General features: G+C 53.0%; 9 protein-coding genes. 5 read left to right on the top strand and 4 right to left on the bottom strand.

All coding sequences use genetic code 11. The annotated features are described in order from the left end of the window. Positions 1-103: 103 nt before the first annotated feature. Together DY231_RS17550 and DY231_RS17555 are read left to right on the top strand one after the other, a co-directional pair. Positions 104-418, top strand: a complete 315-nt coding sequence (locus tag DY231_RS17550) for a type II toxin-antitoxin system RelE/ParE family toxin (protein WP_034493811.1) — start codon at positions 104-106, stop codon at positions 416-418. Positions 419-450: 32 nt separating this feature from the next. Continuing rightward, positions 451-780, top strand: a complete 330-nt coding sequence (locus DY231_RS17555) for a HigA family addiction module antitoxin (protein WP_034493810.1) — start codon at positions 451-453, stop codon at positions 778-780. Between the two features lie 70 nt (positions 781-850). Here DY231_RS17555 and DY231_RS17560 read toward each other — a convergent pair whose 3' ends face one another. From DY231_RS17560 to fes, 3 genes are read right to left on the bottom strand one after another with little or no spacing between them, the layout of a single operon-like run. Then, complete coding sequence (locus tag DY231_RS17560) at positions 851-4,780, bottom strand: enterobactin synthase subunit F (RefSeq protein WP_115631880.1); 3,930 nt, start codon at positions 4,778-4,780, stop codon at positions 851-853. 7 nt (positions 4,781-4,787) lie between these two features. Further along, on the bottom strand, positions 4,788-5,009 hold the full coding sequence (locus DY231_RS17565) for an MbtH family protein (protein ID WP_115630361.1): 222 nt from the start codon (positions 5,007-5,009) through the stop codon (positions 4,788-4,790). Between the two features lie 17 nt (positions 5,010-5,026). Then, positions 5,027-6,244, bottom strand: a complete 1,218-nt coding sequence (gene fes / locus DY231_RS17570) for an enterochelin esterase (protein WP_115630363.1) — start codon at positions 6,242-6,244, stop codon at positions 5,027-5,029. 280 nt (positions 6,245-6,524) lie between these two features. Between fes and DY231_RS17575 the strand changes: the two genes are divergently transcribed. The 3 genes from DY231_RS17575 (at position 6,525) to gdhA (ending at position 10,985) form a co-directional block, all read left to right on the top strand. After that, positions 6,525-8,801, top strand: coding sequence for a TonB-dependent siderophore receptor (locus tag DY231_RS17575; protein WP_115631881.1), 2,277 nt, complete (start codon positions 6,525-6,527; stop codon positions 8,799-8,801). A 62-nt stretch (positions 8,802-8,863) separates the two neighbouring features. Beyond that, entirely contained in the window at positions 8,864-9,547 is a 684-nt protein-coding gene (entD, locus tag DY231_RS17580) for an enterobactin synthase subunit EntD (protein ID WP_115630365.1), read from the top strand. Positions 9,548-9,641: 94 nt separating this feature from the next. Then, positions 9,642-10,985, top strand: a complete 1,344-nt coding sequence (gene gdhA / locus DY231_RS17585; protein ID WP_115630367.1) for an NADP-specific glutamate dehydrogenase — start codon at positions 9,642-9,644, stop codon at positions 10,983-10,985. Positions 10,986-11,081: 96 nt separating this feature from the next. Here the strand turns inward: gdhA and opgB are convergent, their stop codons facing one another. Next, entirely contained in the window at positions 11,082-13,370 is a 2,289-nt protein-coding gene (opgB, locus tag DY231_RS17590) for a phosphatidylglycerol--membrane-oligosaccharide glycerophosphotransferase (protein WP_172588741.1), read from the bottom strand. Positions 13,371-13,605: the final 235 nt, after the last annotated feature.

Consider the following 13,605-nt stretch of genomic DNA (forward strand, 5'->3'; position numbering starts at 1 on the left):
TTAAAATGTTTGCGTAGCATCTCGCAAAGATGCACACTAGCACTGTGCAAGCATGCAATCCGTGTTTCAATGCCCCACTGATTTCTCAGATGGAATTAGCATCATGGAAAAGATGCGCACCATAGTTAGTTTCAGGGACTCGTGGCTTGAGGATTTCTTTCTTTTCACCAGGCAACACAGAAAGATTCCTCCTGATCTCGTCAGCGTTCTGGCGCGAAAACTAGATTTGATTAATGCCGCCGCGACCAGGCAGGATTTACGATCGCCTCCTGCCAACCGTTATGAAGATCTCAGGCCACCGCTCAATGGCTACTCTTCCATACGAGTCAACAACAAGTACAGACTGATCTTCATCTGGCAAGAGAGTAAAGCGCACGATATTTACCTCGATGATCACAGTTACAGATGGCACAGTTGAATCGGTCGATAACCACACAATAAGGATTAAGTATGGTCCAGGCACAACGTAAACCAACCTCTGTCGGCGACGTGCTTCTTTATGAATATCTCGAACCAACAGGCCTGCGAATTAACGATCTGGCTGATATGCTTCAGGTCCATCGCAACACGGTCAGTAAACTTTTAAATAACAACAGTAAACTCACCACTGACATGGCTTTCAGACTCGCAAAGGTATTTGAAACCTCAGTGGAGTTTTGGCTCAATCTGCAAACGAATGTGGATATCTGGGAGATCCAGAATGATCCCCGTACTCAGGAAGAAATCAGCCGCATCGTGACGCTCAGCGAAATGCTCAAACGTAAAACTCGTGCAGCATGAAATGAACGGTGGATGAGGCTGTCGCTTATTCCCCCAACAAAATCAGGATAAGCGCAGCGTCATCCGGCGCTTACGCCAACACTCGCTGCAATACCGGCCCTATTTCCTCAAAAGATTTTGGGGAAATAATATCGACGTGGGCGCAGTCGAGGCGGAAGACTTCAAGCTCGCCAATCCACGGCGCCCAGGTTTTTTGCGGGTCCATTCCTTCGGGTAACGTTCTCTGGGCCACAAACAACGTCGCTTTCCCGCCAAACGGCACACTGTTTGCGGTCGTCAGCAGGCGCACCGCATCGGCGTAATTCCCTTCGATAGCCTGGAATAAAGCATCTGACGTTTGACCACGTTGTGCGGCGACAAAAGCCTCACGTTCGCGGTTGATTTCATCCAGCACCGCCGGATCGAGTTCGTTTGCCGCCTTCTCCGTCCAGTTTTGCGTTTCTGGTGGCCAGGTATCCAGCAGGCCGAGGAACGCAACTTCTTCCCCTGCCGCTTCGAGACGTGCCGCAATGCCTTGCGCCAGCGTGCCGCCGAGCGAATAGCCCATCAGATAATACGGGCCGTGGGGCTGAAGCTCGCGCAGGGTTTGCAAGTGCGTTTCGCAAACCTGCGCCAGGTTTTCGGCTTGCTGCATCGGGCCATTCGGGCGCGGAGATTGAATACCCGTAATCGACCAGCGCGGGTCGAGATAACGCTGCAATACGCTGAATTGCCAGGCAAAGCCCGACGCCGGATGGAAGCAATAGAGCGTCGGCCCACTGCCTTTACGCAGCGGCAGCACCGTATCAAAACCCGCGCGGCTGGCTTCTTCTTCGCTCAGTTGCTGCCCCAGAATTTCCGCAAGTTGGCCGACGGTTGACGCCACCATCACCTGCCCGACCGTGACTGGCCTTGCGAGTTTTTCGCGTAACTGTGCCGCCAGGCGCATCGCCAGCAGCGAATGCCCGCCGAGCGCAAAGAAGTCATCATTAACCGAGTGAATTTCGCAGCCTAAAAGCTGTGAAAATGCGTCGGCGATGGCGATTTCCAGGCTCGATTCGGGAGCACGCCCGCCCCCGCGCTGCGCCAGTTCCGGCAAAGGCAGCGCTTTTCTGTCCAGCTTGCCATTCGCGCTGAGGGGGAAATCATCCAGCTGAATTAACGCGACCGGAACCATGTGTGCAGGCAGCACGGCAGCCAGGCGTTCGCGCAGGGTATCGAGAGCCAAAACCTCGCTGGAGGCTGACACCAGATACCCCACCAGTTGACGGGCATCACCGCCGCTGACGGCATCTTTATTCAACACGCAGGCGTGCGTCACGGCCTGAGCGACGCCCGGTAGCGTCAGCATCGCCCGGTCGATATCCCCCAGTTCGATCCGCTGGCCGCGAATTTTGAGCTGATCGTCACTGCGCCCGAGATATTCCACGGCACCGTCATCCAGCCAACGCGCGACATCGCCGGTGCGGTACATGCGTTCACCTGCATCAAAAGGATCGGCCACAAAGCGGCTGGCGGTGAGATCCGGGCGCGATAAATAACCCTGCGCCAACTGAATTCCGGTGAGATACAGATCGCCTGCGATCCCCGGCGGAACGGGGCGCATCGCCGAGTCCAGAATGCGTAAACCGGTATTCCATACCGGCCAGCCAATCGGCACACTGCTGCCTGAAACCCGCGCCAGCTCTTCGCCAAACGCCGGATACCAGCTGACATCAACGGCGGCTTCGGTTGGGCCGTAGAGATTATGCAATGGTGCGTGAGTGAGTTGTTCCCACTGGCGACAAAGTTCAGTCGGTAGCGCTTCCCCGCTACAGAACACCCGGCGCAGAGTGGCGCATTTTGCTCTCGCGTCATCATTGGTTAATGCCGCGACAAACGCCGCTAACATTGACGGAACAAAGTGCGTGGTGGTCACGCCGTAGCGGGCAAAAAGCTGCTGCAACGCTTCCGGGTCACGATGCGCTTCTGGCGGAGCCATCACCAGTTGCGCCCCAACGATATACGGCCAGAAAAACTCCCATACGGACACGTCAAAACTGCACGGCGTTTTCTGTAAAACCACGTCCTCGCCATTCAGCGGATAGTGATTTTGCATCCACAGAAGACGGTTAACGATAGCCTGCTGCCCGACCATGACCCCTTTTGGCCGCCCGGTCGAACCGGAGGTGAAAATCACATACGCGGTGTGTTCCGGGCGTGAGAGATGAGGGATTTCCGGCACATTAGCCGTATCCATAATGCTTTGATAGCAGAAGGTTTTCAGGCCATTTACGGCACTAAATCGCGGTAATTGAGAGTCAGAAGTCAGCAGTAAACGCGGAGCGGCATCTTCAAGCATCATCTGCAAACGATCGTCGGGATAACCGGTATCAAGCGGCAGCCAGGCCGCCCCGACTTCAACAATCGCCTGCAACGCGAGCGATAAAAACACCGAGCGCGGTAGCGCGACAGCCACTACATCCCCCGGTTTCACGCCGCGTGAAATGAGTTCTGCGGCCAGCGCCCGCACCTGTTCGCGCATTTGGCGATAGTCGAACTGAGTGTTTTCGTCAGCCAGCGCGGGCGCATGGGGAGTTCTTGCGGCCTGGTCAGCAATTAACTGGCTTAACGTCGTGACCGGAACCGCCGTTTGCGTGGCGTTAACGCTTTCCAGCCGTTCGATTTCGCAAGGGTGCAGCAGTTGCGCATCCACACAACGTAATGCGGGACTGGCCGCAAACTGGCGCAAAAGAAGCGGCAAGCGGGCGATGTGCTGTTGCAACGTGGCAGCATCGTAGCGCTGCGCATTTGCCAGCAGTTCGAGGGAGAACTCGCCCTGTTCGCTGATATACAGCGCAATTTCTAAATCGCGCACCGGGCCGGAAGCCAATTGATGCGTAATGCCTTCGATGCCGTTGAAATCAAGGCGGTAATCGAACATTTTCAGGTTCAGCACCGGGCCATACAACGGCTCACCGCTGGTGACTTTCCCTGAATCACGCAGGATTTGTTCAGCATCGTAGCGCTGGTAACGGCGCAGGCTTTTGAGTTCTTTCGCAAGGTTTGCGGCGAATTCCGGCAGGGTAAAATCGGGTTCGATGCGTACACCAAACGGCAACACATTTAGCACTGGCCCGGTGGCACACAAAGCAGCGGAACCCATGCGGCGCATAAAGATAAAGCCCGCGGAGTAATCAGCCCGTCCGCTTAAACGCCCGAGCCACAGCGCCACCAGCCCTAATGCCATATCGGCAGCCGTCAGGTTTTTCTGGCGGGCGTTATCCATCAGCAGGTGGAAATCTGCGCTCTCAAAATTCAGCGACTGGCGAATCAATTGGGTGGTGGAACCCAAATCTGTGAGTGGTTTTGCTGAAAGCGTGGCAGGCGGCGGTAACTGGCGAGTTTTATCAGCCCAAAACGCCGCGTCGCGCAGCCTGGCGTCGGATTTGCGGTAATGCTCGTATTCCGCAACGACATCACTAAACGGGGTAAATGGGCTGGGTTCAGGATTTTGATTTTGACAATACGCACTGTAAATATTGGCAATACGGCGGGTAATTGCGGTGAAACTGAAGCCATCAACCACCAAATGGTGAAAACGTTGATACCAGAACCAGCGCGTTTCGTCGATGCGCAGGAGTTGATGATGATAAAGCGGTTTACCGCTGCTGATACGCAAATCCTGCTCAAGATCCTCACGCATCAGTGCCAGGGCAGCCGTTTCAGGTTCAGCGACGCCGCGTAAATCACGGCAAAGCGGGGCTGTAAATGTTGCATCAGGATCGACCCACTGGCGCGCCTCGCCGTCCACTTCACTAAAACGCAGACTCAGCGTATCCGCCTCTTTCAGGCCCGCTACTATCGCCTTGCACAGCAGTGCTTCATTAAGCTCGCCGTTAAGTTCGCCCCCGCAGTTTAATTCAATATAGTGCGCAACGCTCCACGCGTTGGCCTGGGGCGAAAGCTGATCGGCCATCCAGATGCCGGGTTGCGCCGCCACCAGCGGCAGAGTTTCGGTGGGTGCGAGTATCGGCGCCATGATTAATTCACTCACCTTTCACCTCTGCTTTCGCAAAGTTTGCCGGTTGTAATTGGGTCCAGTTAGCGAGCAGCCACTGATTGCACTCTTCGTTCGATGCCGGTTCACAAACTACCTGCCAGCCATCGGGCAAGGCACAGTGTTCAGGCCATAAGCTGAACTGGCTCGCGGCATTTTCAAGGATGAAAAAACGACTCTGCGGCGAGTCGAAGGGATTACTGAATTCCATACTTCATTCCACTCCTGTCAAAGAGACGCTTTCCAGAGCCAGGCTAAGCCGTTAATCAGCCCGCCCCGCCAGCAAAGCGCATCGTGCCCACCGTCAACCTGACGGTAGAAAACTGCTCGCTGTGTTTGTTGTAGTAAGGGATAAATTCGTTGATTAACCTGATGGATAAGAGGTTCTCTGACCCCTGCCTCAAGATAGATTCGCAGCGGTTTGTCGCACACCAGCCCATCTTCAAGTCGCTGGATTAATTGCCCGCCCTGCGGATTGCTTCCGCGATTAGGCCACCAGTAAGAACCGGACTGGCTCAACACGCAGCCAAATTGTTCCGGCCAGTGAAGTGCGGCATAAAGCGAAGAAAGTCCGCCAAAACTTTGCCCGGCCACCACGGTGGTTTCGGGTTTTTCATTCCAGCGAGTGAGGGTGCACAGGTGCGGTAATAACTCTTCCTGCAACGCCTGCCAGAACTGCGCATTACACGGCAGTTCGTTGCTACGGGTGTCGTTATCAATCACGTCAATCAGCACGTAAACCGCAGGCGGTAGCGCTCCGGCGTCAGTTTGTGCCTGAAGCGCAGGCCACACCGGCATGCTTTCGGCCCAGAATTGGCCGTCGAGCAAAATCGCCAGCGGGCGCTCTTCGGGTTTTGCGTCACCGGTCGCAAAAATCCACACTTTGCGCTGATTTTTCAGACCCGGGCTATCCCAGGTGATGCATTGCACTGCGCAATGCGGCGTGTTGGGGTTATCCCAGCCAGGCTGCTGTGGTGCGTCAGGAAGATGGAGTGCGGACATCGGATGCCCGCGCCCGCCCAGCCAACTTTCCGGGTTCAGCGGATCGGCAATGGCTCGCGGCAGCAGTTTGCGCCAGCCTTCACGTAGCGCCATACGCGCCGGTTCGATACCCTCGAACGCTTGCGCGGGGAAATCCTCTTCGCAGACCGACGGGATAAAACAATAACTGCCGCGCCATGTGCTGCCGAGGCGAGTTTGCCACTGCCAGACATCCGTCCCAGGCACGCGTTCCAGAGTTTGCGGGCGAGATTTTTGGTGATGGTCGGTCACGCCGGTGATGTAAATCCAGACTCGCTTTATCGGTGAGGTTTTCTCGCAGCCTTGCGGATCACGCCACAAAAAACGCACCTCACACTGATTGTCACTTTTACAGGTAACGGCGGGGATCCCTTGCGCCTGTTTTTCCTGCCACCAGCACTCACTTCCTGTCAGCAAATTTGTCACTCGAGCATAACCTTATGAAATTATTGATAACGGTCAACAATCTTGAAATATATTGATAATACTATTGATAATTATTTTCATTTGCAATAGCGTATTTCCGCGCTTTGAGCTACCAGCTTCCGGGTGCAAAAACAATAAATTGCCGAACTTGAAGGCACGATTCCCTCATTTCAGGGCGAATGCTGGACAGATCCCGGTATGACTAAGTGAAAACCATGCTGCGCCCGATCCCTATGGGAATGGAATGACACCGGGCGAAGCGGAAAAGCAGGCCGCCATAATGAATAATAAAATTAACTATTCCCTCGCGATGCTGATTAATCTGGGGATATACGGGGTCGCCCAACCTGCCTTTGCGGCAGATCAAGCAGCACCGGCAACGGCGCAAGCCGCGGCACCCAGCAACGACGACTCGCTCACTCATGAAGACACTTTGGTTGTTACCGCTGCCGAGCAAAATTTGCAGGCGCCAGGCGTTTCGACCATCACAGCAGAAGAACTCAAAAAGCGCCCACCGGCGCGTGATATTTCCGAAATCGTTCGTACCATGCCGGGCGTTAACCTGACCGGTAACTCCACCAGCGGCCAGCGCGGCAACGGTCGCCAGATTGATATTCGCGGTATGGGCCCGGAAAACACGCTGATTCTTATCGATGGTAAACCCGTGACCAGCCGTAACTCTGTGCGTCTGGGCTGGCGTGGCGAGCGTGATACTCGCGGCGATGCAAGCTGGGTTCCGCCAGAAATGGTTGAGCGTATTGAAGTTATTCGTGGCCCAGCCGCCGCACGTTACGGCAACGGCGCGGCTGGCGGCGTGGTGAATATCATCACCAAAAAAGGCACCAACGAATGGCACGGTTCCTGGAACACCTATCTGAATGCGCCAGAGCACAAAGACGAAGGTTCTACCAAGCGCACCAACTTTAGCCTGAATGGCCCGCTGGGCGGGGATTTCAGCTTCCGTCTGTACGGCAACCTCGATAAAACCCAGGCCGATGCATGGGACATCAACCAGGGCCATCAGTCTGAACGTACTGGTATTTACGCCGATACGCTGCCCGCCGGGCGCGAAGGCGTGATTAACAAAGACATCAACGGCGTGGTGCGTTGGGACTTTGCGCCAATGCAATCTTTGGAACTGGAAGCGGGCTACAGCCGCCAGGGCAACCTGTATTCCGGCGATACCCAAAACACCAACACCAACAAAATCGTTAAAGATAACTATGGCGAAGAGACAAACCGTCTGTACCGCCAGAGCTACTCTCTGACCTGGAATGGCGGTTGGGATAACGGCCTGACCACCAGCAACTGGGTGCAGTACGAGCACACGCGCAACTCGCGTATGCAAGAAGGCCTGGCCGGTGGCACCGAAGGGATTTTCTCCAGCGATCAATTCAGCGATATCGATCTGAGCGACGTGCTGCTGCACAGCGATGTGAATATCCCGATTGATTTTATCGTGAATCAGAACCTGACGTTGGGCACCGAATGGAACCAGCAGAAGATGAAAGATTTGTCTTCAAACAACCAGACCTTTATGGGCGGACCGGTTCCAGGTTCATCCAGCACCGGTCGTAGCCCGTATTCCCAGGCTGAAATCTTCTCCCTGTTTGCCGAAGACAATATGGAGCTGACGGACAGCACCATGCTGACGCCGGGCGTGCGTTTTGATCACCACAGCATTGTGGGCAGCAACTGGAGTCCGTCACTCAACCTGTCGCAAGGTTTAGGTGATTATTTCACGCTGAAAATGGGTATCGCCCAGGCGTATAAAGCGCCAAGCCTGTATCAAACTAACCCGAACTACATTCTGTACAGCAAGGGTCAGGGTTGCTACGCAAGCAGCACTGGCGTGGGCTGCTACATGATGGGTAACGAAGACCTTAAGGCTGAAACCAGCGTTAACAAAGAGATTGGCCTTGAGTTCAAAAAAGACGGCTGGCTCGCAGGTGTGACCTGGTTCCGTAACGATTACAAAGACAAAATCGAAGCGGGCTATGCCCCTATCGGCCAGACCTCTTCCGGCAAAACCAAGACCGATATTTACCAGTGGGAAAACATCCCTAAAGCACTGGTAGAAGGGCTTGAAGGAACGTTAAACGTACCGGTTTCCACCACGGTAAGCTGGACGAACAACGTCACCTATATGCTGGAAAGTAAGAACAAAGAAACCGGCGAGCGCCTTTCTGTTATCCCGGAATACACGCTCAACTCAACGCTGAGCTGGCAGATTCGCCAGGACGTTTCTGTGCAATCCACCTTTACGTGGTACGGCAAACAGCAGCCGAAGAAATACAACTACAAAGGTCAGCCAGCAACAGGTCCAGAAACCAACGAAGTTAGCCCATACAGCATCGTTGGCATGAGCGGAACCTGGGATGCAACGAAGAATGTCAGCCTGACGGCGGGTATCGACAACCTGTTCGACGAGCGCCACTGGCGTGCGGGCAATGCCCAGACGACGGGTGGTGACAATGGTTATATGTACGGCGCGGGTGCCGCAACTTATAACGAGTCAGGCCGTACTTACTACGTCAGTTTGAACACGCACTTCTAATTACCTCTCCTGAGAGTCCCCTCTCCCTCAGGGAGAGGGTTAGGGTGAGGGGGAAACATCTCATGAAAACCCAGCTCACAAATTTCAGCTTCCCCCATACTGGGCAACGAATCGTCCGCGTGGATTTTGACGCCACAACCTTTCAGCCCGACGATCTGTTATGTCTGCCGCATCACCCTCGCTTATCCAACGCCGTTGTTAAGCGCAAAGCCGAGCATCTCGCAGGAAGGATCGCGGCATCTGAAGCGCTACGTTTTCATGGCGTAAATGACTATGTGCCGGGAATTGGATTGCACCGTGAACCCTGCTGGCCACCTGGATTCACCGGCAGCATTACGCACAGCGGCAATGTGGCATTCGCGACGGTGGTGGCTGATTCTGCGGATATGCGCGAGGGAATCGGTATCGACTATGAAGAAATTATTGCCCCGCACATCGCCGAAGAAATTGATGGTGGAATTATCGATTGCGCAGAAAAAGAACTGCTGCGCCAATCCCCTTACCCTTTCCATTACGCGTTAACCATGGCCTTTTGCGCAAAAGAAAGTTTATTCAAAGCCATGTTCCGCCATGTGGGTCGTTACTTTGATTTTTCTTATGCATCAATAAGTAAAATAGATGACACGCGATTAATCCTGACCCTCAATCATTCACTTGGCCCATACAAAAAAGGCAATACATTCATAGCGATATGGAATAATGACGCAGGTAAATTAATAACGCTAATACAGCTTGGGCGGCAATAAAAAGAAATCGCTTGCGGTTCAGTAATAAGTGAATGTTATATTCGGAGAACACAACACATATATAACATCTACTATTACAAGGACTTTTTGGACTATGGAAAACACGCTTTCCCTCGAATCATTCCTGACCTCTGTTCAACAACGCGATCCAAACCAACCTGAATTTGCCCAGGCAGTACGCGAAGTCATGACCACGCTCTGGCCGTTCCTGGAGCAAAACCCGCAATACCGCCGTTCGGCACTTTTAGAGCGCCTTGTGGAACCTGAACGCGTGATTCAGTTCCGCGTGACCTGGGTTGATGATAAGAATCAAGTGCAGGTAAACCGCGCCTGGCGCGTGCAGTTCAGCTCAGCCATTGGCCCATTTAAAGGCGGAATGCGTTTCCACCCCTCCGTTAACCTCTCGATTCTGAAATTCTTAGGCTTTGAACAAACCTTCAAAAATGCGCTGACCACGCTGCCAATGGGCGGCGGGAAAGGCGGCAGCGACTTTAACCCGAAAGGTAAAAGCGAAGGCGAAGTGATGCGTTTTTGCCAGGCACTGATGATGGAGTTGTATCGCCATCTGGGACCAGACACTGACGTACCGGCAGGCGATATCGGCGTTGGCGGGCGCGAAGTGGGCTTTATGGCGGGGATGATGAAAAAGCTCTCCAACAATACCGCGTGCGTGTTTACCGGAAAAGGTTTGTCGTTTGGCGGCAGCCTGATTCGCCCGGAAGCCACCGGTTACGGGCTGATTTATTTCACCGATGCGATGCTGCAACGCCACGGCCTGGGCTTTGAAGGCATGCGCGTGGCGGTTTCTGGCTCCGGCAACGTTGCGCAATACGCCATCGAAAAAGCGCTGTCATTGGGCGCTCGGGTCGTAACGGCGTCTGATTCCAACGGAACCGTCGTCGATGAAGCGGGCTTTACCACCGAAAAACTGGCGCGTTTGACTGAGATTAAGTCCAGCCGCGACGGACGTGTGGCCGATTACGCCCGCGAATTTGGTCTGAAATATCTCGAAGGCCAGCAACCGTGGAGCGTTCCGGTTGATATCGCGCTGCCATGTGCCACGCAAAATGAGCTGGATACCGAAGCGGCACGTACGCTTATCGCCAACGGCGTGAAAGCGGTCGCTGAAGGCGCAAATATGCCCACCACTATTGAGGCGACGAATCTGTTCCTTGATGCGGGCGTATTGTTTGCACCGGGCAAAGCAGCCAACGCCGGTGGTGTGGCGACATCTGGCCTGGAAATGGCGCAGAATGCGGCGCGGCTGGGCTGGAAAGCGGAGAAAGTGGATATTCGCCTGCACCACATCATGCTCGATATTCACGAAGCCTGCGTGAACTACGGCGGCGAAGAGAAACAAACGCATTATGTTCGCGGCGCGAATATTGCGGGCTTTGTAAAAGTGGCCGACGCGATGTTAGGGCAAGGCGTGCTGTAACTCTTTGATGTAAATGGTGGATGACGGCTAACGCCTTATCCACCCTACGTTTTTCATATTTTCGTAGGTCGGATAAGCGTTAGCGTCATCCGACAACTAACTTGCCGGAACGACCTTAATATCTTCCATCCCAATCCCCAATTTGCGCGGTTCATGGCCGAGAATATTGCCTTCATTGGATAACTTCGGCTGCGGCGGAATAATTTCCAGCAGATTGCTGCCCTCCGGGTTATCAAAATGCAAGGTAGTGGTACTTAATTCTTCGCCAAGCGTGAGTGTCTGCTGCTGGTTTCCTACTTTCACCGGCACCGGCTGGCCAATATTCGGGCCAAACGCTTTAGCCGTAATGACCAGGTCAAATTTCTCCGGCAGCGGTTCGGCATATTCAATTTTCACTTCCGGTGCCAGATTAGCGTTTGACCAGCGACCCCAGTCTTCCGGGCGTGAAATCCCGCTAAACTCTTTGACGTTATCTGGCGCACCCGGCACGTTGAAAATAAAACTATCGGCCTGGTAGCGAATGGCATTTTCATCCACTTTGAGCAACGCGACATTCTTTTTAAAGCGCGTTTTGTCGATATCCTGCCTGGCGAATTCAACCGCATGCTGTTCCTGCTGCTGTTCGATTAAGCGCACCGTAGGTTGACCACCCATTTGCCCCTGAGCCACGCACAGCCCGGTGGAAAGTGCCAATTTTGAATCCCACAGACGCGCCATTTTAAAACAGCGATCGACCCAAATGAATTTATCGTTTTCTTTAAAGTCAGCCAGTTGATAACGCAGCGGCGCGGAATATTCGCTTTCAGGTAACGGCTCGATTTTTTTATCCAGAATACGCAACAGCAGTGGCATTTTGAAATGTGCGCCAGAGTAGCTGAAGGTATTTTTCTTCTGGTCAATTTCGTATTGAGTAATGGTTTTCGGGAAATTCCACAGATCGATAACGTCCGGTTTCCACTCCATCACTTTTTCTTTGACGTTAAGGAATACAGATGCAATCGACTGCCCGGATAAACTGCTGCGCCCTAATCCAAGGTAATTATCACCACCCAGAACATCCAGCACCGTCGCTCCGTTATCCAGAGTGCTGCGTTTAACGGGCACCAAATCAGACTGCGGTTTATCACCACGGAGAATAAAGAACAGGTTATTACGCTCGTGCTGATTGAGGTATTTATATGCAGTATTGTTCATTGCCAGATGGTCAGAACTCACCACAATCACGGTATTTTTAAAATATGGTGAGGCTTTTATTTTTTCGATAAGAGCGGCAATATGTTCCTGGCTACAGGCCACTGCGCTAAATGACTGGTTTTCTTTGCCGTCAAAATTATAGCTGCGGCGTTTGCAGGTTTTTGAGATAAAACCATCCGGGTGATGAGTATCAACCGTGAGCGTAAACAGCGAGAAACGTTTATTCGCTTTCGACAATTCCACATACTTCTCAAAGACTTCGTCCAGCACCGTATCGTCATAAAAACCCCAGTTGTTGCGGTACTGCGGGTCAGCAACCATGGTTTTCAGCTCTTGCGCACCGTACATGTGGTCAAAGCCGTGAGATTGTAAAAAGACGTCTTTGCCGGCAAAGCGTAAATCTGCGCCCTGCATAAAATAGTTTTCATAGCCGGACGCTTTCAGGATATCGCCCAGGCAAATATTCTTCGGGAAGAAACTCGATAACGAAGCGGATGAATTCCCTTCGAACGGTGCAAATAATGGAATGCCGCATTGCGAAGCGACCATTCCGGCAATCGTGTAATCGGTGCCCGGTAATTGCACGGTATGGCTGAAATCTATTCCTTCATTTTTAAGTCCGGTTAATTCCGGTGCTAAATCAGGGAATAATTCGGGTTCGAAATAGGTGCGCTCAAGACTTTCGCCATAAATATAAACCAGGTTGAGTTTTGGATTTTTAATCACTCCCTGCGGAACCTGATAATACACAGCGAAGTCGGAATCACCCGAGCGCGTTTGTGATTTCACCAGCTCAGTCACCTGACGAAAAGCCGGTGACGCATCCACCGAGGCCAGCGCCAAAACCAACGCCAACAAGCTGTAGCCAAAATGATGCGGATAACCTTTTCGGCGGCGTAAAACCCAGGTCAACGCGCCAAAAACCGCCACCAGCGCAACAAACACACCCACGCCCGGCAGGATGTATTTACCTATTCCGGCTCCGGTCATGCTGCTGGTCAGCGTGTACAGTACCGCGTCGTTGATCCCTTCACCGGTAAAGTAGTTACTGGCAACAAAAGTGACGTTCAGGACAATATACAGACCCAAAATAAGAAGGATGACGCTAAACCACCAGATATTACGTCCAGCTTTAGCGGCATACACGGCGATGGCTGCAACAAACAACACAATTGAAAGCATTTCCGACAACGCCTGACCCTCGAAATAAACGCGCTCACTGGCGCTAAGCTGTACCCAGTCATTTCTGAAGGCTAAATCTAACGTTGTTGTCACATTCCTGCAATTTCCATGACATGAAAGTGTGCTGCATTTCGGAATTGTACGTGTTCTGTTGGCAGATGAGTCAATGTTCAATAGCTGGCAGCTATCACAGTCATCGTTAATACAACGATTGGGCGGATTGACCGATGCGCGGCATCAATGA

Origin of the sequence: Buttiauxella agrestis, from assembly GCF_900446255.1 — a bacterium.
GTDB lineage: Bacteria > Pseudomonadota > Gammaproteobacteria > Enterobacterales > Enterobacteriaceae > Buttiauxella > Buttiauxella agrestis.

Coding starts and splice junctions, on each gene's coding strand:
- DY231_RS17550 (WP_034493811.1), top strand. CDS start 104: ATGGAAAAGATGCGCACCATAGTTAGTTTCAGGGACTCGTGGCTTGAG.
- gdhA (WP_115630367.1), top strand. CDS start 9,642: ATGGAAAACACGCTTTCCCTCGAATCATTCCTGACCTCTGTTCAACAA.
- DY231_RS17555 (WP_034493810.1), top strand. CDS start 451: ATGGTCCAGGCACAACGTAAACCAACCTCTGTCGGCGACGTGCTTCTT.
- DY231_RS17565 (WP_115630361.1), bottom strand. CDS start 5,009: ATGGAATTCAGTAATCCCTTCGACTCGCCGCAGAGTCGTTTTTTCATC.
- entD (WP_115630365.1), top strand. CDS start 8,864: ATGAAAACCCAGCTCACAAATTTCAGCTTCCCCCATACTGGGCAACGA.
- DY231_RS17575 (WP_115631881.1), top strand. CDS start 6,525: ATGAATAATAAAATTAACTATTCCCTCGCGATGCTGATTAATCTGGGG.
- DY231_RS17560 (WP_115631880.1), bottom strand. CDS start 4,780: ATGGCGCCGATACTCGCACCCACCGAAACTCTGCCGCTGGTGGCGGCG.